Here is a 21,804-nt window from a genome sequence, read left to right on the forward strand (position 1 = left end):
CGCGTAGGTCAGGCAGTCCACATTGACCACCTCGTGCCCCGTAAACCCGATCAGACGGCGCACAACCGCCGAACCAATGAACCCGCAACCGCCCGTCACTAGAATCCGCATGGAAGTCCCCGGTTTCGAAAGATCCGCGATGCCCCGCGCGTCCGCATGGCGAAGGCGCAGGGTGCGGAATTGATGACCCTGCCGCGTGCGCGCATAGTGATGACGGCAACAGGGATTTTCATGTGCTCGCCGAACAGCTGACCCAGGATCTGATCTCCGTCCTCGAACGCCCCGACCTGCGCGTGATCGCGGGTGCGCGGCATATCGCCCTGGATTCGGCGCTGGAGACGCCGTTCCGGGTCGACGCCGACGGCGGGGTCGTTTTGGGAGCACCGTGCCTGGCGCCGCCCGGCGTCGCGTCGTTCTTCCTGCGCCACGCGCTGGAACTGGCCCGGCTGCTGGAAATCGCGTCGGTGGACCCGGTCCTGGCGGGGATGTGCGCCGCCCGGACCGCCGCCCTGTTCCGGACCCTCGACGTCGTGGATGAAGGCGCCGGCGGGCAGGCGGCATGGTGCGCCGACATGGCCGGCGATGTTCCGCCCTCCGCCGCGTGCCTCGGGGCGGTGTGGGCGATGCTCGCCCCGTTGCAGCCGTCGGCCGGCGTACCGGCCGACGGCTTCGCCGCCCTGCGGGTGCGGCTGACGGACCTGTGGCCCCTGCTGGGCCCGGCCGAGGCCCTGATGGCCGAAGGGGGGGATGGGCGCCTGGCCATCGACCCGGCGACCGGGCTCAATCATTACGGATGTTCCCACCGGCCGCGCCCGTGGGCGGTCACCTTCGCGTCCTCGACGGCTTCGTCCCTGTCGGAACGCGGCTTCGCGGGGGCCGAGGCCGCGCGCCTGCGGCTGGTGACGGAATGCGTCGCCGGACGGGGCGATGCCGGGCGCACGGAGCTGGTGCGTGACCTGCACGCGCAGATCGCCGCGCATTTCCATCTTGCCGATGACGAGGGCGTGGTGCTGGCCCCGTCCGGAACGGATTGCGAACTGGACGCTCTGGTCCTCGCTGCGCTGGCACCTGGTGGACATCCGGTCAGCAATATCCTTCTGGCCCCCGAGGAAACCGGGAGTGGCGTACCGTTAGCGGCAAAAGGTTGCCATTTCGCCAACGACACGGCGCTGGGTGCGCAGGTGGAGAAGGGCCGGCTGATCGACGGCTTCCCGGCGGATACGATGCTGCTGTCGGTACCCCTGCGCGGCTCCGACGGCGCGCTGCGCCCGGCCGGCGATGTCGATCGCGACTGCGTGCTGCTGGCACGGCACGCACGCGCCGCCGGCCGGCATGTCCTGTTGCACCGGCTGGACCTGTCGAAGACCGGGCTGCTGGCGCCGGGGACGGCGGTGCTGGACGGCCTGACGGCGGGGGACAACCCGCCGGACATCGTGGTCGACGCCTGCCAGGCCCGGCTGGATCCCTGCCGGGTGCGCGATTATCTGGATCGCGGCTGGATGGTGATGGTCACCGGGTCCAAATTCTTCACCGGACCACCCTTCTGCGGCGCGTTGCTGCTGCCTGCCCGGATGGCGGCGCGGCTGGGGCATGGGCGCCTGCCGGCGGGTCTGGCGCAGTACAGCCATCGCGGGGCATGGCCTGACTGTCCCGCCGGGCGGGTGCTGCCCGCGGGCGAGAATATCGGCCTGGCCCTGCGCTGGTCCGCGGCGCTGGCGGAAATGACAGCCCTGCGGGCCATCCCCCGCGCGGTGGTGCGCGACCGGCTGAACCGTTTCCTGACGGCGGTCGAACGGGCGATCGACGCCAGCCCCGACCTCGCGCGCCTGCCGGCGCCGTCGCCGGCGCGGCCGCCCCTGGCCGATGCCTGGGACGACCGGCCGACCATCCTGTCCTTCTTCGTGCGCGATCCGGCGGGGGCCGGCGCTTCGTTCGTGCCCCTGTCGCTGGAGGATGCGCGCGCCCTCTATCGCTGGCTGAACACCGATCTGTCGCGGCTGGTCCCGCCGGATGCGGACCGCGCCCTGGCCAGCCTGCTGTGCCATGTCGGCCAGCCGGTTCCGCTGCCGCATGACGGGCGGCCCGACGGCCTGGCGGGGGCGCTGCGCCTGTCGGCGGGGGCGCGCCTGGTGTCGGGCGAGCCGTCGCATGACGGGCTGGTTCCCGACAGGCGCATGGATCGGGAAATCGGCGATGCGCTGCGGGTCGTGGCCAAGATCGGGCTGATCCTTCGGCACTGGCCCGCCATTGCGCGGGCCGACCCGGTACAGACCTACGCCCCGCATCCGGTTATGGATGGCGACGCACCATTGCCCCGCTGCTGACCGGATCCGCGCATGACCCAGACTCACGGCCATTTCCTCGATACCCCCAAGCTCCAGCCCGGGGTCACCCGCTTCTGGATGATCCGCCACGCGCTGGTCGAGGAAAACGCCCGCATGCGGCTCTATGGCGCGCTGGACGTGCCGCTGTGCCCCGACAGCCTGATCGCCCAGCGCCCGATGTACGAGGCGCTGGCGGCCCGCCTCCCGCGCGAGGCCCTGTGGTTCACGTCCCCGCTGGGGCGGACGCACCGGACGGCCCAGGCGATTCAGGAGGCCGGATATGGTCCGGTGGACTGGACGGTCGAGCCCGGCTTCACCGAGCAATCGATGGGCGAATGGCACGGGCTGCGCCATCACGAACTGCCCGATTGCCTGACGCTGCCGCCGCATCTGTTCTGGTCGGTGTCCGCCAGCGAATGTCCGCCCGGCGGGGAAAGCATGCTGAACGTCTGCGCCCGCGTCGGCGAGACGCTGGATCGCCTGGCGCGCCGGCATGCCGGGCAGGACATGGTCGTCGTCAGCCATGGCGGCGCGATCCGGGCGGCGCTGGCGCATGCCCTGCGCGTGCATGCGGATACGGCGCTGCATTTCTCGATCCAGAACCTGTCGCTGACGATCGTGGAGCGCTTCCCCGAGGCCTGGCGCATCGTCACCGTCAACGAGCTTCCGGGGGTCTGACGCCGGACACCCGCCCGGGACCATTCAAAGAGGCCGCTCAACAGGCCATCCAGTTTTTGGGAGAACGAACAAGATGAACAGACCTGCCCGACAGACCCTGCGGGGCACGGCGCTGCTGAACGACCCCGCGTTCAACCGGGGCACCGCATTCACACGCGAGGAACGGCGCGCCTACGGGCTGGAGGGCCTGCTGCCCCCGCAGATCGAGACGTTGGAGCGGCAGGCGGAACGGGTCCAGCGCCATCTGGACGCCAAGCCGACGGATCTGGAACGCTATATCTACCTGTCCGCGCTGGTCGACCGGAACGAGACCCTATTCTACAAGGTGCTGATGTCCGATCCGGCGCGCTTCGTGCCGATCGTCTACGCCCCCACCCTGGGCGAGGCCTGCAAGGCCTTCAGCCACATCTACCGCCGCCCCCGGGGCATGTATATCAGCCTGGAGATGAAGGGGCGCATCGCCGAGATCCTGCGCAACTGGCCGGTGTCCGACGTGCGGTTCATCTGCGTCACCACCGGCGGGCGCATCCTGGGGCTGGGCGACATCGGCGCCAACGGCATGGGCATTCCCATCGGCAAGCTGCAGCTTTATACCGCCTGCGCCGCGGTGCCGCCGCAGACGACCCTGCCCATCCAGCTGGATATCGGCACCACCAACGCGGCCCTACGCGCCGATCCGCTCTATCTCGGCCTGCGGCGCGAGCCGCCGCCGCAGGCGGAACTGGATGCGTTCGTCGCCGAATTCGTCGCCGCCGTGCAGGAGGTCTTTCCCGCCTGCTGCATCCATTTCGAGGACTGGAAGGGCACGGACGCCATCCGCTACCTGGAACAGTACCGCGACCGCGTGCTGTGCTACAACGACGACATCCAGGGCACTGCGTCGGTGACCCTGGCCGGCCTGATCACCGCCCTGCGGATCAAGGACGAGAAACTGTCGGACCAGACCTTCCTGTTCTACGGCGCGGGCTCGTCGGCGCTGGGCACGTCCGACCTGCTGGTGAAGGCGATGCAGGCCGAGGGCCTGTCGCAGGCCGAGGCCCGGGCGCGGATCACCATGATGGACGTCCGGGGCCTGATCGAACCCTCGCGCACCGACCTGAGCGACGAGCAGCGCCGCTATGCCCACGTGGCCGAGCCCACGCGCGACCTGCCCGCCACCGTCCGCCGGGTGCGCCCCAGCGTGCTGATCGGGGTATCCACCGCTGGCGGGGCCTTCACGCGCGAAGTCGTGTCGCTGATGGCCGAGATCAACGTGCGGCCGGTGATCTTCCCGCTGTCGATTCCCCATTCCGAATGCACGGCCGAACAGGCCTATGCATGGTCGGACGGGCGGGCGCTGTACGCGGCCGGGGTGCAGTTCCCCCAGGTTACGCGCGGCGAGGCGGTCTTCCGTCCCGGGCAGGCCAATAATTTCTATATCTTCCCCGGCCTGGGGCTGGCGACCTATGCGACCAGGCCGCGCCTGATCACCGACGCCCTGATCATCGAGGCGGCGCATGCCCTGGCCGACCAGGTCGACGTGACGGCGCAGGCGCGCGGCATGCTCTATCCGCCGCAAAGCCAGATCCTGGAGGTCCAGATCACCTCGGCCTGCCGCCTGGCCGAATATATCTTCGCGTCCGACATGGCGCAGGTGGACCGCCCTGCCGATATCCGCTCGTGGATCGAGGGCATGACCTACAGCCCGGTCTACGATCCGGAACCCGGACTGGCGGACTGAGGTCGGCGGACGGAAAGGCCGGGCTCCGCCCGCACCCGGCAAGGGCCTCGGCCCTTGCATCCCATTTGTTTATCCCTGATCGGGGTCCTGGGCCCCAGGCCCTGGTGAGTTCGGGCAACGCCCGATCAGGCCTGGCGGTTTTCGATCAGGCTGCGGCGGATGCGCCGTCCGCGTTCGATCCGGTCGACGATGAACGCCTCGTCGCCCCAGCGGATGGCGCGGGCCATGGCCTGCGCGTCCTCGGTGAAGCGGGCCAGCATTTCCAGCAGCGCCTCGCGGTTGTTCAGGAAGATGTCCCGCCACATCACCGGGTCGGACGCCGCGATGCGGGTGAAATCGCGGAAGCCCGAGGCTGCGAAATCCAGCACTTCCGACCGGGTTTCGTCCGCCAGGTCGTCGGCGGTGCCGCAGATGGTGAAGGCCAGCAGATGCGGCAGGTGGCTGACGATCGCGCAGACCCGGTCGTGGTGGGCCGGGTCCATGACGCGCGTGCGCGCACCCATGCGGTGCCACATTTGCTCGATCAGGTCCGTCGCCGCCGGGGGCGTGTCCGGCAGCGGGGTCAGCAGGCACCAGCGGTCGTCGAACAGGGTGGCGAACCCGGCATCGGGGCCGGAATGCTCGGTCCCCGCCATCGGGTGCGTCGGCACGAACGGCACGTCGGCGCGCAGCGCCGGCGTGATGGCGGTCAGGATCGACACCTTGGTCGACCCGACCTCGCTGAGGATGGCGCCGGGCTTCATGGCCGGCAGGATCCGGGTCCCGACCTCGGCCACCGCGCCGACGGGGACGCACAGGATCACGCAATCGGCGTCGGCGACGGCGCGCATCGGGTCCTGCTCCACCTCATCGGCCAGGTCCAGTTCCGCGACCCGGCGGCACACGTCGGGGTCGATGTCGCAGGCCACCAGTTCGGCCGCGATCGTGCCGTCCCGCCGCGCGCGGCGCAGGATGGACGACCCGATCAGGCCGGGGCCGACGATCGCCAGCCTGCGGAACAGCGGCGCGGAGGAATCCGCCGGGGAAACGGTCAGGGAAGCGGTCGTGGGGGACGCGGTCATGATGGGGCCTGTTCAGCGCGAGCGTTCCGACGCGGCATAGGCCGCGGGCTTCTGGTCGCGCGCCGGGGGAATGGCGCGTTCGCGCTGGCGCAGGACGCGCATTTCCGACGCCTGCCATAGCAGCAGGACGGGCACGCCGATCACCAGGTCCCGGCCCCGCCGCAGCAGCGACAGGCCCAGCGACAGCGACGGGTCGATCCCGAAGGCTGATCCCAGCGCTATGTAGGCCGCTTCCTGCACGCCCAGTCCGGCGGGGACCAGGAACGACGCCGACATGATGCCGCAGGCCACGCCCTCGATGGCGATGGCGCCGGCGAAGCTCAGATGCGCGCCCAGGAAATAATAGGCGACCCAGACCGTGCCCGCGCTGCCGATCCAGGCGATCACGTGCAGCAGCGCGGCCTCGGCGATACGGCCGGGATGGGACCAGACCTCGTCCAGGCGCTGCTGCATCGTGTCGGCGCTGCTCAGCATTGCGCTGTGCCATTGCGAGGCAATGTTGCGGCTCAGCCCCCGCGCGACGCGCTTGAGGATCGTGCCGCCATGCCGCTGCGTCCAGATGAAGCCGCCGATGCCCAGGGCCAGCAGGACGGTGCCGATGATGACCGGCTTGGCGAACGGGCTGGATTGCTGGTGCGCGACCAGGAAGACCACGGCCACCAGGACGAAGACGATCTGGCCCAGCACCTCGGTCGTCAGGTCGACGATGTTGGCGCTGGCGGCCTCGGGCCATTCGACGGGGCGGCCGGTCTGCCGCCGCGCCAGGCCCGAACAGGTCGCGCGGATGCCGATCAGGATGCCGCCCAGCTGCGAGAACGGCAGGCAGGTCGCCGCCGCGTCGCGTACCATGCGCGATCCCGTCAGGTGCCCCAGCCCGATCTCGCGGCAAGCCGCGTGCCAGGCAAGACCCAGAATTGCGTCGACCGCAAGCTGGGCCAGCACGGTCGCGCCGAATCCGACCAATCCGATGGACAGGACGGCCTTCACGACCGACCCCGCGCCGAGCCACGCGGTACACCCGGTGATCAGGGCCAATCCCAGGAAGGCCAGCAGGATAGTGAGCTTTTTCAAGGATGGATCGCACTTCGTCTGCCGCACCATGGAGCGTCCTCGGCGGGGCGTTCCGGCGCATGGGTTGCGCCTGACTTACACCAGAGGAGGGTCTGGCGCCACCATGAGGTGTCGGGATAAATGGAACCCCCGCCGCCCCGCGTTTTCTCGCGGGCGCGCCTTATGACGTTATCGGAGCACCCGGCCGCATCATGACCGCCCCCACGCTTGTTACCGGTGCGACCGGCTTTGTTGGTTCGGCCGTCGCCCGCAACCTTCTCGAACGCGGACATTCGCTGCGCCTGATGGCGCGCAAGGGGGCGGACCTGACGAATATCCGCGACCTGCCGGCGGAGCTGGTCGAGGGCGACCTGTCCGCGCCGGCGGGCTTCGCCGCGGCGGTGAAGGGCTGTCGCTACGTCTTCCATGTCGCCGCCGACTACCGGCTGTGGGTGCCCGATCCGGCGCCGATGATGATGGCGAATGTCGAGGGCACGCGGCAGCTGATGATCGCGGCGCAGGACGCGGGGGTGGAACGGATCGTCTATTGCTCGTCCGTCGCGGCGCTGGGACTGATCGGCGACGGCAGCGTGTCGGACGAGACCACGCCGGTGCACGAACACGCGGTGATCGGGATCTACAAGCGGTCCAAATACCGCGCGGAGCAGGAGGTCCTGCGCCTGGTGCGCGAACGCGGCCTGCCGGCGGTGGTGGTCAATCCCTCGACCCCCGTGGGGCCGCGCGACATCAAGCCGACGCCGACCGGGCAGATGATCCTGGATTGCGCCGCCGGGAAGATGCCCGCCTATGTCGATACCGGCGTCAATATCGTCCATGTCGACGACGTGGCCGAGGGGCACGCGCTGGCGCTGGAACGCGGCCGCGTGGGCGAGAAATACATCCTGGGCGGCCAGAACTACCTGCTGCGCGACCTGTTCGCCATGACGGCGGACATCGCCGGCGTGCGGCCGCCGCGCATCAGCCTGCCGCAATCGGTGATCTGGCCGGTGGCGGTCGTTTCGGAATGGCTGTCGCGCGGCTTCGGGATCGCGCCCCGCGTCACGCGCGAGATGCTGGCCATGTCGCACAAGAAGATGTTCTTTTCCTCGGCCAAGGCCGAGCGTGACCTGGGCTATGCCCCCCGTCCGGCGCGCGCGGCGGTGTCCGACGCCATCGACTGGTTCCGCCAGAGCGGCATGCTGGGGTAAAGGCGCGATCGAATGCTCTGGCTGGTCCTGTCGCTTCTGTCGGTCCTGATCTGGGTCGTCCTCGTCTTCTTCCATGGCCGGTTCTGGCAGGCCGGCCCGATCCTTTCCCCGGCCCGGCCGGACGGGACCTGCCCCGACGTCTGCATCGTCGTGCCCGCGCGGGACGAGGCGGAATCTGTTGGGGCCTGCGTGGCCTCGCTGGTGGGTCAGGATTATCCCGGGTCGCTCCGCCTGATCCTGGTGGATGACAACAGCACGGACGGCACCGGCGACATCGCCCGCGCGGTGCCCGACCCGCTGGACCGCCTGACGGTGATCACGGGGCAGGCGCGCCCGCCGGCCTGGAGCGGCAAGCTCTGGGCGGTGGCGCAGGGCGTGGCCGAGGCCCGGCGGCAGGTGCCGGACGAGGCGGGATATGTGTTCCTGACCGACGCGGACATCCGGCACGATCCGGCCCACCTCTCCACCCTGGTGGCCAAGGCGCAGGCCGACGGCCTGGACCAGGTATCCGAAATGGTGGAACTGAACTGCCAGAGTGCCGCCGAACACATGCTGGTCCCGGCCTTCGTCTTCTTCTTCGCGCTGCTGTATCCCTTTGCACGGGTCAATGATCCGCGCAGCCGGGTGGCCGGCGCTGCCGGCGGGTCGATCCTGATCCGGCGCAGCGCGTTGGCCCGTATCGGCGGGATCGAGTCGCTGCGCGGCGCCCTGATCGACGATTGCACCCTGGCCGCCCGCGTCAAGCGCAGCGGCGGCGGCCTGTACCTGGGCCACAGCCGGCTGGCCCGCTCGATCCGCCCCTATCCGCATCCGCGCGATATCTGGCGCATGGTGGCGCGCACCGCCTATGTGCAACTGCGCTATTCGCCGGCCCTGCTGGCGGGAACGGTGCTGGGCATGGCGCTGGTCTGGATCGCGCCGATGCTGTTCGCCCTGTTCGGCCATGGGGTGCCGCGCCTGCTGGGGGCGCTGGCCTGGGGCGTGTCGATGGCGTCGTTCGTGCCGACCTTGCGCCGGTCCCGCCTGTCGCCGGCCTGGGCGCTGCTGCTGCCGCTGGTGGCGGTGTTCTATACCGCGGCCACCATCGGCTCGGCCGTCGACCATCACCGCGGACGCGGCGTGGTGTGGAAGAACCGTGCCTACACCGAACCGACCGGGGCCGGCGACAGCGTCCCTGGCAGGCGGTAGGCAGAGGCCACGGCACGCGATAGTGTCCGCCCGGCATGACGACGATGACAGGACATGAAGTGAACGCCAGCCACAGCACCAGCCAGAGCAACGGCGGGGACCCGGCGCCGGACGCCGTGTGGGGGACGGAAGACGTGTCGTCCGGCAAGGGCGCGTCGGACGAGAATTTCCCCGTGGGGTCGCTGCTGATCAGCCGCCGGCTGCGCCCGCACGTGCATGCGTATTACGATTTCGCCCGGGTGATCGACGATATCGTCGATACCGACCGGCTGGATGCCGACGCCAAGATCGCGCGCCTGGACGCGATGGAGGACGTGGTGCTGGGCCGCCGCCAGGCGCCGCCGCGCCGCGATGCGCAGACGGCGGTGCGGGTCGGGCGGTCGCTGGCCGCGACCGGGGTGCCGGCGGCGACGGCCACCGACCTGATCGTGGCGTTCCGCCAGGACGCGGTGAAGGGGCGGTACCAGTCCTGGGACGAACTGGTGGAATACTGCCGTTATTCCGCCAATCCGGTCGGTCGTTTCCTGCTGTGCCTGCATGGCGAGGACGCGGCGACGTTCGGCCCGTCGGATGCGCTGTGCACGTCGTTGCAGGTGCTGAACCATCTTCAGGATTGTGCGGACGACCTGCGCGTGCTGGATCGCTGTTACCTGCCGTTGCCCTGGCTGGCGCGTGAAGGGGCGTCGCTGGACGATCTGGGCGCCAGCCGCGCGTCCCCCGGCCTGCGTCGGGTGATCGACGCCCTGCTGGACCAGGTGGACATCCTGAACCGCGAGGCCGCGCGCCTGCCCGGGCTGGTGCGCGACCGGCGCATGCGGCTGGAAAGCGCGGTGATCGTCGGTCTGGCCCATCGTCTGGCCGAACGCCTGCGGCGCGAGGATCCGGTGGCCGGACGGGTGAAGCTGTCGAAGATGGACGTGGCGCGGGCCGGGTTCGGCGCGCTGCGGGTGCTGGCATGATGGCGCGGATTTTTCAGATGGAACGCAGGACGTGAACGGGAAGGCGGGAATGGGATTTGCACGCGGGCGAACGACGGACACGGCGCCTCTGGGGTGTGATCCCGCCGACCTGGCGGAGGTCGAGGGCGTGGTCGCCGCGTCGGGCACGTCGTTCGGCAAGGGCATGCGGATCCTGCCGCCGGACCGGCGATACGGGATGTACGCCGTCTATGCGTTCTGCCGCCTGGTGGACGACGTGGCGGATGACGAGGAAGGCGATGCCGACGACCGGTGCGCCCGCCTGCGGGCCTGGCATGCGCGGATCGCCGGCCTGTATGCGGGCCGGGCCGGGGATGCGCTGGATCGCGTCCTGGGGGTGGTGATCCGCCGGTTCGACCTGCGGCAGGCGGATTTCGACGCGGTGATCGACGGCATGATGATGGATGCCGCCGGTCCGATCGTCGCCCCGGACGAGGCGACGTTCGACCTGTATTGCGATCGCGTGGCCTCGGCCGTCGGACGGTTGTCGGTGCGGGTGTTCGGCGACGGTTCGGAAGACGCCGACCGCGTGGCCTACCATCTGGGCCGCGCGTTGCAGATCACCAACATCCTGCGCGACATCGCCGAGGACGCGGCGCGCGGGCGGCTGTACCTGCCGCGGGAACTGCTGGCGCGTTTCGACGTGCCGGCCGATCCGGCCCGCGTGGTGCGCGCACGCCGGCTGGACGGCGTGGGCCGGGTGCTGGCCGGACGGGCGCGCGATCATTTCCGGGCCGCCTACCGGGCGATGGGCCGGTGCGACCGGCGCGCCATGCGGCCGGCGCGCCTGATGGGGGCGACCTATGCCGCCATCCTGACGGCGCAGGAAAAGCAGGGCTGGCGCACGCCGGAACGGCGGGTATCGCTGTCGCGGCCGCGCAAACTGCTGATCGCGGCGCGCGCGCTGGTGGGCTGACCGGATGACGGGACATGTCCATATCGTCGGCGGCGGGCTGGCAGGCCTGTCGGCGGCGGTCGAACTGGCCGGCAGCGGGGTGCGGATCTCGGTCTACGAGGCCGGACCGGCCTGCGGCGGCCGCGCCCGGTCGTACGAGGACCGGCATCTGGGCTGCCGGATCGACAACGGCAATCACCTGCTGCTGTCGGCAAACGACGCGGTGTTCCGCTATCTGGGCCTGATCGGGGCGGAACGCAGCCTGACCGGCCCCGGCCGGCCGATCTTTCCCTTCGTCGACCTGGGGGATCGGTCGCGCTGGACGCTGGACCTGTCGCGGGGAAGGGTGCCGCTCTGGCTGCTGTCGAAGCGCCGGCGCGTGCCGGGGATGCGCCTGTCGGAAATCCGCGGCCTGACGCGCCTGACCCGCGCCGGCCCGGACGACACGGTGGCCGACTGCCTGGCGCCCGGCATGCTGGCCACCCGCCTGCTGGCGCCGTTTGCGGTGTCCGCGCTGAATACGCCGTGCGACACCGGCAGCGCCGCCCTGCTGGGGGCGGTGATCCGCGAAAGCCTGGCCAAGGGCGGCCGCGCCTGCATCCCCTGCTTTCCGGAGGTGGGACTGTCCGAAAGCTTCGTCGATCCGGCGCTGGCGCATCTGTCGATCCTGAAGGCGGAGGTCGAAACCGGCTGCCGTATCTCCGCCATCGAGGTCGCGGGCGGCCGGGTGACCGGCCTGCGCCTGCCGGACCGGTCGGTGTCCGTGGGGCGGGACGACACGGTGATCCTGGCGGTGCCGGCGCCGGTGGCGGCGGGCCTGCTGGCCGGGAAGGTGCCGGGCTTCACCGCGCCGGACGCGTTCGAAAGCATCCTGAACGTCCATTTCCGCATGCCTGATCCGCCTGTGGCGCTGGGGGCGCTGGCACAGGCGCGCTTCATCGGCGTCGTCGGGGGCATCAGCGAATGGGTATTCGTCAAGGGCGACGTGCTGTCGGTCACGGTCAGCGCCGCCAACCGCTATGGCGACCGCGACCCTGATGCGCTGGCCGCGACGGTATGGGACGAGGTCCGCACCGCCCTGGATCCGGCGCTGGCCCGGCCGTTGCCGGTCGCGATGCCGCCGGTGCGCGTGGTGCGCGAGAAACGCGCGACCTTTGCCGCGACCCCCGCGCAGGAACGTCTCCGTCCCGGAACCGAAACGACATTGGACAACCTGCTGCTGGCGGGGGACTGGACGGCCACGGGGTTGCCCGCGACAATCGAAGGTGCAATGAGATCCGGGGCGGCCGCGATACGCGTCCTGCGCGCGCGCGGACGATCCGCCCGGGCGACGGGGTGACGCGCGGCGCGCGGACCACCCGCAGACAGGAATTTTGGACAGGCCCGCGCCGGATGGCGGGGAACGTGGAATGATGCCGAACGCGACCGATACCCTCGACTCCTCCCGCCCCGCCGTACGGGACCCGATCGTGCCGATGGCGGACGTCGACCGCGCCGCCGACCGCGCCCATGCGGCGCTGGGCCGACGGCAGAACGACGACGGGCACTGGGTGTTCGAGCTGGAGGCCGATGCCACCATTCCGGCGGAATATGTCCTGCTGGAACATTACCTGGACCGGATCGACCCGGCGCTGGAGGCGCGCATCGGCGTCTATCTGCGCCGGATCCAGGGGGACCACGGCGGCTGGCCGCTCTATTATGGCGGCAAGTTCGATATCTCGGCGTCGGTAAAGGCGTATTTCGCGCTCAAGGCCATCGGCGACGACGTCGACGCGCCGCACATGGCCCGCGCGCGCGCCGCGATCCTGGACCATGGCGGGGCGGAGCGCAGCAACGTCTTCACCCGCTTCCAGCTGGCGCTGTATGGCGAGGTGCCGTGGCATGCCACGCCGGCGATGCCGGTGGAGCTGGTGCTGCTGCCGCGCAAGGCGTTCTTTTCCATGTGGAACATGTCGTACTGGTCGCGGACGGTGATCGCCCCGCTGCTGGTGCTGGCGGCCCTGCGTCCGCGCGCGATCAACCCGCGCGGCGTGCATGTCCAGGAATTGTTCGTCACGCCCCCGTCCCGCATCCGGGACTGGATCCGCGGGCCGTACCGCTCGCCCCTGGGTCGCGTGTTCAGATATGTGGACAAGGTGGTGCGTCCGGCGGAACGCCTGATCCCCGAGACCACCCGCCGCCGCGCGATCAAGGCGGCCGTCGATTTCATCGAACCCCGGCTGAACGGCGTGGATGGGCTGGGCGCGATCTATCCCGCGATGGCCAACACGGTGATGATGTATCGCGCGCTGGGCGTGCCCGACAGCGACCCGCGCGCCGCCACGGCGTGGGAAGCGGTGCGCAACCTGCTGGTCGAGAACGGCGAGGAGACCTATTGCCAGCCCTGCGTGTCGCCGATCTGGGATACCGGCCTGGCCGGCCATGCGATGATCGAGGCCGCCTCCGGCCCCGACGGCGTCCGGCCCGAGGAAACGCGGCAGAAGCTGGCCGCCGCCGCCGCCTGGCTGCGCGACCGGCAGATCCTGGACGTCAAGGGCGACTGGGCCATCAACTGCCCGGACGTGGAGCCGGGCGGATGGGCCTTCCAGTACCGCAACGATTATTACCCCGACGTCGACGACACGGCGGTGGTCGGCATGCTGCTGCACCGCGAGGGTGATCCCGCGAATGACGAGGCGATCGAGCGCGCCCGCCAGTGGATCATCGGGATGCAGAGCAGCAACGGCGGCTGGGGCGCGTTCGATATCGACAACAACCTCGAATTCCTCAATCATATTCCCTTCGCCGACCACGGCGCGCTGCTGGACCCGCCGACGGCGGACGTGACCGCGCGCTGCATCTCGTTCCTCGCGCAGCTCGGCCATCCCGAGGACCGGCCGGTGATCGAGCGCGGGATCGACTACCTGCGGTCGGACCAGGAAAAGGAAGGCTGCTGGTTCGGGCGCTGGGGCACCAACTATATCTACGGCACGTGGTCGGTCCTGTGCGCATACAACGCTGCGGGGGTGGCGCATGACGACCCCTCGATGGTCCGGGCGGTCGAATGGCTGCGCGCGGTCCAGCGCGAGGACGGCGGCTGGGGCGAGGATTGCGCGTCGTATGAAGGCGCGACCCCCGGCATCTACCACGAGAGCCTGCCGTCGCAGACCGCTTGGGCGGTGCTGGGCCTGATGGCGGCCGGCCTGCATGGCGATCCGGCGGTGGCGCGTGGCATGGCCTTCCTGACGCGGATGCAGAACGAGGATGGCGAGTGGGACGAGGAACCGTACAACGCGGTGGGTTTCCCCAAGGTCTTCTATCTGCGCTATCACGGCTATCGCCAGTTCTTCCCGCTGATGGCGCTGTCGCGCTATCGCAACCTGGCCTCCAGCAACAGCCGCCACGTCGCGTTCGGCTTCTGATGGCGCCGGACGGATCGGGAATGGCGCATGACGCGTCGGCGCGGGGTGGAATGCCGGCCGCGCGGCCGGGCATCGTCGTGGGGATGGAGGCCGAGGCCAGGCTGATCCGCGCGTTCGCCCCCGACGCCGCGATCGGCGTCAGCGGCGCCACCCGCGCGGGGGCCGAGGCTGCGGTGGCGACCCTGCTGCAATCGGGGGTGGACGCGATCCTGTCCTTCGGGCTGGCGGCCGGCCTGGACCCGGCCCTGCGCCCCGGTGCGGTGCTGGTGCCGCGCCATGTTGTGCTGCCCGACGGGCGGCGCTTGGCCGCCGATCCGGGCTGGCTGGCCTGGCTGGGCGACGGCCGGCCCGATATCGTGTCGACGGACCTGCTGCACAGCGACGACGTGGTGGTGACCGCCGGACGCAAGGGGGCCTGTTTCCGCCGTACGGGTTGCGCGGGCCTGGACATGGAAAGCGGCATCGTCGCCGATGCCTGCGTCCGGGCGGGGGTGCCGTTCGCGGTGCTGCGCGTGGTCTGTGACCCGGCCAGCCGCAGCCTGCCGCCGGCGGCGGTGCTGGCGCTGGGACCGGACGGCGGCATCGGCATCGGCCGCATCCTGGCCAGCGTCCTGCGGCGCCCGTCGCAGATCCCGGCCCTGGTGGCGCTGGGCCGCGATGCGGGACAGGCCCGGTCGCGGGCGATCGCGTTTCTGCGGGGCCGGCTGTCCGGAAATCCGTAAGCCTGTTCCCGGGACCGGGGGATGCCGCACGCCCGATTCCCCTGCTGTCGCAACATAGAGGCGTTTCGGACAGTCGCCTTAATTTAATCTCAATGTTTCACGTCTGTGCTGTGGCCTGTCGGGTTTGTTCGGCGGGGCGGCATGACGGAGGTTTCGTTCCGTGGTGGCCTTGCCTGTCTGAAACGAGGGTGCATGTCCAGTCCGGTTCCGCTTCGTCAGTTGACGAATTTTCAGGGTCATTTCGATGGCGTTACGGGTAGGCTGGCGGTAGGTTGGGCGTTCGACGCCAACGCGCCCGATGAAGTCACGGAACTTCATGTCCTGATCGACGAGCAGGAAGTCGGGACGATACGCTGCGGCCAGCCCCGTCCGGACGTGCAGCAGGTCCTGGGCACGTCCGCGACCGACCTGGGCTTCGCCTTTCCCATTCCCGACCAGTTCATCGACGATCGCCCGCACAGCCTGTCGCTGCGCTTTCCCGACCGGTCGGTGGTGCCGACGCTGGACCCGGAAGATTCGTCCCGGCTGAGCGATAAATGCGAATTCCGGATCCGTTCGAAATACGAATACCGGTCGTTCGTGGACGGGCTGAAATCCGGCGCGCTGCGGGGATGGATCCAGCGGATCGACACCCTGACCGGCGAGGTCGGCGGCCATTGCCATATCCTGGTGACGATGGACGACGCCCCGATCGCGCAGGTGCGGGCCGATCGCTATCGCGGCGACGTGACGGCGGCGATCGGGGGGGAGGCCAATTGCGGGTTCGAACTGGTGGTGCCGAATTCCCGCCGCCGGTTCGGTCCGGTCCGGTTCCGGTTCTTCGTCATGCCCGACAATGTCGAACTGGGCGGCAGCCCGGTCGAGACGTCGATCGTCACCGACCAGCTGGAAGGGCGGTTGCTCGACCTGTCGGCAACCATCGCGCGCCTGCATGGGGAAATCACGTCGCTGCGGCGGCAGGTGGTCGATCTGGTTCCAAGCCCGGGCTACAATCTGGGCGATTACGATCGCTGGGCGCGCCGGTATTACGACTGCCTGCGCGCGCGTGTCGCCGAACGGCGCGCGACCGCGGCGCATGCGCCCGCCGAACCGCTGATCAGCGTGATCTGCCCGACCTACAAGCCGGAAATGAGCGATTTCACCGCGGCGGTGGAGTCGGTGATCGCGCAGACTTACCAGAACTGGGAACTGATCATCGTCGATGACGGGGTGAAATCCATTCCGGTGGCGGCGCGGATCGACGAATATTGCCGGGCCGATTCCCGGATCCGTTCGGTGCCGCTGAAGAAGAATCTCGGGATTGCCGGCGCGACCAACGCGGGCCTGAAGGCGGCGCGGGGGGAGTGGATCGTCTTCTTCGACCATGACGACCTGCTGGTCGACGTGGCGCTGGAGGTCATGATGTCGGATGCGCGCCGGACCGGCGCGAAGGTCCTGTATTCGGACGAGGACAAGATCGACCAGGCCGGCTATTTCCTGGAGCCGAACCTGAAGCCCGATTTCAATTACCGCTATCTGCTGGGCTGCAACTATATCTGCCACCTGATGATGGTCGATGCCGCCGTGATGCGCACGGTGGGTGAGATCCGGTCGGATTACGACGGCGCGCAGGATCATGACCTGGTCCTGCGCCTGACCGAGGCGGTGCCGCACGCGCAGATCCATCACGTGCCGGAAATCCTCTATCACTGGCGCAAGACGCCGAATTCCACGGCGGTCGCGATCGGGAACAAGACCTATGCCATCGATGCCGGCGTCCGCTGCGTGGGCGATCACCTCAAGCGGATCGGCAAGAAGGCCAGCGTGTCGTCGCTGCGGGGGCTGACCTTGTACCGCGTGGACTGGAAGGCGCCGCGCGCCCAGCCGTCGGTGACCATCATCATTCCGTTCAAGGACCAGATCGACATCACCCGCCTGTGCGTCGAGACGGTGCTGGCGACGACCGATTATCGCAAATACGACATCATCCTGGTCAATAACTGGTCCCTGACGCGCGAGGCCGAGCTGTTCTGCGCCGAAATGGCGAAGAACCCCCGGATCCGCGTCCTGACGATCGAGGAGGGGTTCAATTATTCCCGCCTGAACAATCTGGCGACGCAGGAAAGCACCGCCGATTTCTATTTCTTCATGAACAACGACGTCTTCGTCCGGGATGCCGGCTGGTTGAAGACGATCGTGAACGAGGCGACGTCCTGCGACGACATCGGCATCGTCGGGGGCAAGCTGCTGTATCCCAACGACACGGTGCAGCATGTCGGCGTCGTGGTCGGGCCGGCGGGTGTCGCGGCGCATGTGCATCGCGGGCTGGACGGCAACGAGTACGGCTTCATCGGGCGGGCGCAACTGTCGCACGAGGTCTCGGCCGTGACAGCGGCGGGAATGCTGATCCGCGCCAGCCTGTTCCGCGCCGTCGGCGGTTTCGACGAACAGAACCTGACCGTCGCCTATAATGACGTCGACCTGTGCCTGCGCGTGCGGGAGGCCGGCTATCGCATCATCCAGTGCAACGAATTCGTCGCCTATCATCACGAAAGTTTGTCACGCGGCAGCGACAACCGGCCGGAGACCGAGGCCCGCTTTTTCGAGGAAACGCAGTACATGCAGGAAAAATGGGGCGACAGGCCGATCTTTCGCAACGATCCGGCCTATTCCCGCCATTTCACGGTCGATCTGCAGCCGTTCTTCGATCTGGTCGACCCGGCGGCGCCTGCCGCCTGACCCGGTCGGCCCGCTGCCGCCGGCCGATGCGGCGCCCGGTCGCAGGGCTGGGTTTGACACGGGTCAATGTCCTTCCATCCCCCGGCCTGTTAGACTGGTCGGCAGATCGGGGATGGAAGGGGACATGTCATGGCGACGGCGGTACTCGCGCTCAATGCCGGTTCGTCCAGCGTCAAGTTCGCCCTGTTCCACCAGGATGACGCGGGGCAGGGGGGTGGAACCGCACGGCGGATCGCCTCGGGCGAACTGGAAGGCATCACCACCCATCCGCATTTTCGTGCCGTGGACGCCGACGGGCATGTCCTGGTCGAACGGACCTGGCCGGCCCCCGATCCGGCCGCCGCCGATTCAGCCGACGGCACGGACGCCCATCACGGACCGGTCGGCAGCCTGATCGACTGGGTGACGTCCCATCTGGGGGACGTACCGCTGGCGGGGGTGGGGCACCGGGTGGTGCATGGCGGGCCCGATTTCATCCAGCCCGTACGGATCACCCCGGATATCGTGACCCGGCTGGAGGCGCTGACCCCGTTCGCGCCGCTGCACCAGCCCGCCAGCCTGGGCCCGATCCGCGCCCTGGCGACGCTGCGTCCCGACCTGGCGCAGGTGGCGTGTTTCGACACCGCCTTCCATCACACCATGCCGGCGGTGGCGACACGCCTGGCGCTGCCGCGCGCCTACGGGCAGCGGGGGGTGCGGCGCTACGGGTTCCACGGCCTGTCCTATGAATATATCGCGTCGTGCCTGCCGGACCTGGCGCCGCGCCTGGCGGCGGGGCGGACGGTGGTGGCGCATCTGGGCAACGGGGCCAGCCTGTGCGCGTTGCACGGCGGACGCAGCGTCGAGACCACGATGGGCTTCTCGGTGCTGGACGGGCTGGTGATGGGCACGCGCTGCGGCCAGATCGACCCTGGCGTCATCCTGTACATGCTACGTGCCGAGGGGCTGGACGCCGCCGGGATCGAGGATGTGCTGTACCGGCATTCGGGCCTGCTGGGCGTGTCCGATGCCTCCAGCGACATGCGCGACCTGCAGGAGCGCGCGCGGGGCGACGCCCAGGCGCGGGAGGCGCTGGATCTGTTCGCCTACCGCCTGGTGCAGCAGGTGGGCGCCATGGCGGCAGTATTGGACGGACTGGACGGGCTGGTTTTCACAGCCGGCATCGGCGAGCATGATGCCGCGGTGCGCGCGACGGCCTGCGCGCGCCTGTCCTGGCTGGGTATCCGGCTGGACGAGAGCGCCAACGCGGCCCACGCTGCGGTGATCAGCACGCCGGACAGCGCGGTGGAGGTCCGCGTGATCCCGACCGATGAGGAAAGCATGATCCGCCGCCATGTCGCGGATTGCCTGGCGGGGGGCTGACTGTGCCCTGCGCGACCGTTTCGAAAGGACCGAAGATGAGTGAGACGACGATGTGCGGGACGCCGACGGCGACCCCGCTGTCCGCGACCGAGATCGGGCTGTTCAACCGGTGGTGGCATGCCGCCAATTACCTGTCCGTGGGGCAGATCTACCTGATGGCCAATCCGCTGCTGCGCGAACCGCTGCGGCTGGAACATACCAAGCCGCGCCTGCTGGGCCATTGGGGCACCACGCCGGGGCTGAATTTCCTTTATCTGCACCTCAACCGCATCATTCGCGCGCGCGACGCGAATGTGCTGTTCATCGCGGGCCCGGGCCACGGCGCGCCGGGGATCGTGGCCAGCACCTATCTGGAAGGGACATACAGCGAATATTTCCCCGCCGTTTCGCAGGATGAGGCCGGGCTTGGCCGGTTGCTGAAGCAGTTTTCCTTTCCGGGCGGGATTCCCAGCCATGCCGCCGCGACGACGCCCGGCTCGATCCACGAAGGTGGGGAACTGGGCTATTCGCTGTCGCACGCCTATGGCGCCGCGTTCGACAATCCCGACCTGATCGTCGCCTGCGTCATCGGCGATGGCGAGGCCGAGACCGGGCCGTTGGCGACCTCGTGGCACGGCAACAAATTCCTCGACCCCCAGACCGACGGCGCGGTGCTGCCGATCCTGCACCTCAACGGCTACAAGATCGCGAACCCTACGGTCCTGGCCCGCATTCCGCCCGCCGAGCTGACGGCGCTGCTGCGGGGATATGGCTACGACCCGATCTTCGTCGAAGGCCACGATCCCGACCCGATGCACCAGAAGATGGCCGCCGCCATGGACATGGCGTTCGACCGGATCGCCGCGATCCAGAAGGCGGCGCGCGAAGGGGGGGACACCACCCGTCCGGTCTGGCCGATGATCGTCCTGCGCAGCCCCAAGGGCTGGACCGGCCCCAAGGAGATCGACGGCCTGCGGACCGAGGGCTATTGGCGGTCGCATCAGGTGCCGTTCTCGGACCTGACCAAGCCGGGACATCTGCAGGCGCTGGAAAGCTGGCTGCGCGGCTACCGGCCCGAGGAGCTGTTCGACGAAAGCGGCCGCCTGTTTCCCGACATCGCGGCGCTGGCGCCCGTGGGCGACCGGCGGATGAGCGCCAATCCCCATGCCAATGGCGGGCAGCTGAAACGTCCGCTGAAGCTGCCGGACATCGGGGGATACGCCGTGCAGGTGGCCTCGCCCGGCCATGATACGGCCGAGGGCACGCGCATTCTGGGAACGTGGCTGCGCGACGTGATGAAGGAAAACCTGCCGTCGCGCAATTTCCGCGTCCTGGCCCCGGACGAGAACAATTCGAACCGGCTGAACGCGGTGCTGGACGCCACCAACCGCGCCTGGAATGCCGAGACGCTGGACTATGACGATCACCTGTCCCGCGACGGGCATGTCATGGAAATCCTGAGCGAGCATACCTGCCAGGGCTGGCTGGAAGGCTACCTGCTGACCGGGCGCCATGGTTTCATGTCCTGCTACGAGGCGTTCATCCACATCGTCGATTCGATGGTCAACCAGCATGCGAAATGGCTGAAGACGTCGCGCGAGGTGCCGTGGCGGCGGTCGATCGCGTCGCTGAACTACCTGCTGACGTCGCATGTCTGGCGGCAGGACCATAACGGGTTCAGCCACCAGGATCCGGGCTTCATCGACCATGTGATCAACAAGAAGGCCGATATCGTCCGCGTCTACCTGCCGCCCGATGCCAATACCCTGCTGTGCACGGCGGCGCATTGCCTGCAAAGCTGGGACCGCATCAACGTCATCGTCGCCGGCAAGCAGCCCGAGCCCCAGTGGCTGGACATGGATGCGGCCGTCCGCCATTGCAGTTCCGGCATCGGCATCTGGGAATGGGCCAGCAACGACAAGGACGGCACGCCCGACGTGGTGATGGCCTGCGCCGGCGACGTGCCGACCATCGAAACCCTGGCCGCCGTCAAGCTGCTGCATGAGCATGTGCCGGATCTGAAGATCCGCGTCATCAATGTGGTCGACCTGATGACGCTTGAATCCGCCAGCCAGCATCCGCACGGCCTGCCCGATTCCACGTTCGATGCGCTGTTCACGCTGGAGACGCCGGTGATCTTCGCATTCCACGGCTATCCGCAGCTGATCCACAAGCTGATCTACCGGCGGACCAATGCCCGGAATTTCCACGTTCATGGCTTCCGCGAGGAAGGATCGACGACGACGCCGTTCGACATGGTGGTGCGCAACCATCTGGACCGCTTCCACCTGGTGTCGAACGTCATCGATCGCGTGCCGGGCCTGGCCACGCGCGCGGCCTATGCCAAGCAGGCGATCCGCGACAAGCTGGTCGATCACACGCGCTATATCGCCGAACATGGGCGGGACATGCCGGAAATCGAGGAATGGCGCTGGTCCTGACGGGGACGACAGGGGGGGCGGGGCGCACTTTCGCGCCCCGCCTGGCCTGAATCGGGGTCCAGGGCCTCAGACTCTGGTAG

Annotated in this window: 16 protein-coding genes; 13 read left to right on the forward strand and 3 right to left on the reverse strand. The window is 68.9% G+C overall.

Translation table 11 applies throughout. The features are described from left to right. A partial coding sequence (locus tag HLH28_RS18185) for an NAD-dependent epimerase/dehydratase family protein (RefSeq protein ID WP_182961913.1) occupies positions 1 to 111 on the reverse strand: 111 nt, incomplete at its 3' end. Between the two features lie 122 nt (positions 112 to 233). Between HLH28_RS18185 and HLH28_RS16805 the strand changes: the two genes are divergently transcribed. The 3 genes from HLH28_RS16805 to HLH28_RS16815 all read left to right on the forward strand — a co-directional run bounded on the left by HLH28_RS16805 (position 234) and on the right by HLH28_RS16815 (position 4,722). Continuing rightward, complete coding sequence (locus tag HLH28_RS16805) at positions 234 to 2,324, forward strand: hypothetical protein (RefSeq protein WP_182961369.1); 2,091 nt, start codon at positions 234 to 236, stop codon at positions 2,322 to 2,324. Between the two features lie 12 nt (positions 2,325 to 2,336). Then, positions 2,337 to 3,002 carry a histidine phosphatase family protein gene (locus HLH28_RS16810; RefSeq protein ID WP_182961370.1) on the forward strand — a complete coding sequence of 222 codons (666 nt, stop codon included), beginning with the start codon at positions 2,337 to 2,339 and terminating at the stop codon, positions 3,000 to 3,002. 73 nt (positions 3,003 to 3,075) lie between these two features. Continuing rightward, on the forward strand, positions 3,076 to 4,722 hold the full coding sequence (locus tag HLH28_RS16815) for an NAD-dependent malic enzyme (RefSeq protein WP_182961371.1): 1,647 nt from the start codon (positions 3,076 to 3,078) through the stop codon (positions 4,720 to 4,722). 125 nt (positions 4,723 to 4,847) lie between these two features. On the opposite strand, the gene HLH28_RS16820 is transcribed toward HLH28_RS16815, so the two are convergent. Together HLH28_RS16820 and HLH28_RS16825 are read right to left on the reverse strand one after the other, a co-directional pair. Next, positions 4,848 to 5,783, reverse strand: coding sequence for a prephenate dehydrogenase/arogenate dehydrogenase family protein (locus HLH28_RS16820; protein WP_182961372.1), 936 nt, complete (start codon positions 5,781 to 5,783; stop codon positions 4,848 to 4,850). A gap of 12 nt (positions 5,784 to 5,795) precedes the next feature. Further along, the gene (locus tag HLH28_RS16825; RefSeq protein WP_182961373.1) at positions 5,796 to 6,854 is read right to left on the reverse strand and encodes a lysylphosphatidylglycerol synthase domain-containing protein; all 1,059 of its coding nucleotides are present in this window, start codon (positions 6,852 to 6,854) and stop codon (positions 5,796 to 5,798) included. 191 nt (positions 6,855 to 7,045) lie between these two features. Between HLH28_RS16825 and hpnA the strand changes: the two genes are divergently transcribed. The 10 genes from hpnA (at position 7,046) to HLH28_RS16875 (ending at position 21,724) form a co-directional block, all read left to right on the forward strand. Then, positions 7,046 to 8,041, forward strand: coding sequence for a hopanoid-associated sugar epimerase (gene hpnA, locus HLH28_RS16830; protein ID WP_182961375.1), 996 nt, complete (start codon positions 7,046 to 7,048; stop codon positions 8,039 to 8,041). Between the two features lie 12 nt (positions 8,042 to 8,053). Further along, positions 8,054 to 9,229, forward strand: a complete 1,176-nt coding sequence (locus tag HLH28_RS16835; protein ID WP_182961377.1) for a glycosyltransferase — start codon at positions 8,054 to 8,056, stop codon at positions 9,227 to 9,229. 35 nt (positions 9,230 to 9,264) lie between these two features. Beyond that, complete coding sequence (gene hpnC / locus HLH28_RS16840; protein ID WP_246396330.1) at positions 9,265 to 10,188, forward strand: squalene synthase HpnC; 924 nt, start codon at positions 9,265 to 9,267, stop codon at positions 10,186 to 10,188. 49 nt (positions 10,189 to 10,237) lie between these two features. Further along, positions 10,238 to 11,122: a presqualene diphosphate synthase HpnD gene (gene hpnD, locus HLH28_RS16845; RefSeq protein ID WP_182961379.1), complete on the forward strand. Its 885-nt coding sequence runs from the start codon at positions 10,238 to 10,240 to the stop codon at positions 11,120 to 11,122. Positions 11,123 to 11,126: 4 nt separating this feature from the next. Then, on the forward strand, positions 11,127 to 12,440 hold the full coding sequence (gene hpnE / locus HLH28_RS16850) for a hydroxysqualene dehydroxylase HpnE (RefSeq protein ID WP_182961381.1): 1,314 nt from the start codon (positions 11,127 to 11,129) through the stop codon (positions 12,438 to 12,440). Between the two features lie 136 nt (positions 12,441 to 12,576). Continuing rightward, a complete protein-coding gene (shc, locus tag HLH28_RS16855; protein WP_246396335.1) occupies positions 12,577 to 14,502 on the forward strand; it encodes a squalene--hopene cyclase in 1,926 nt (641 codons plus the stop codon). Positions 14,503 to 14,522: 20 nt separating this feature from the next. Beyond that, positions 14,523 to 15,224 (forward strand): phosphorylase family protein, encoded by a 702-nt coding sequence (locus tag HLH28_RS16860; protein WP_246396332.1) that lies wholly within the window; start codon positions 14,523 to 14,525, stop codon positions 15,222 to 15,224. Between the two features lie 192 nt (positions 15,225 to 15,416). Continuing rightward, complete coding sequence (locus tag HLH28_RS16865) at positions 15,417 to 17,942, forward strand: glycosyltransferase family 2 protein (protein ID WP_182961385.1); 2,526 nt, start codon at positions 15,417 to 15,419, stop codon at positions 17,940 to 17,942. 129 nt (positions 17,943 to 18,071) lie between these two features. Further along, positions 18,072 to 19,304: an acetate/propionate family kinase gene (locus HLH28_RS16870; protein ID WP_182961386.1), complete on the forward strand. Its 1,233-nt coding sequence runs from the start codon at positions 18,072 to 18,074 to the stop codon at positions 19,302 to 19,304. Between the two features lie 50 nt (positions 19,305 to 19,354). Continuing rightward, the gene (locus HLH28_RS16875) at positions 19,355 to 21,724 is read left to right on the forward strand and encodes a phosphoketolase family protein (protein WP_182961439.1); all 2,370 of its coding nucleotides are present in this window, start codon (positions 19,355 to 19,357) and stop codon (positions 21,722 to 21,724) included. Positions 21,725 to 21,804 lie beyond the last annotated feature (80 nt).

Source organism: Gluconacetobacter tumulisoli (genome assembly GCF_014174155.1).
GTDB classification, from domain to species: domain Bacteria; phylum Pseudomonadota; class Alphaproteobacteria; order Acetobacterales; family Acetobacteraceae; genus Gluconacetobacter; species Gluconacetobacter tumulisoli.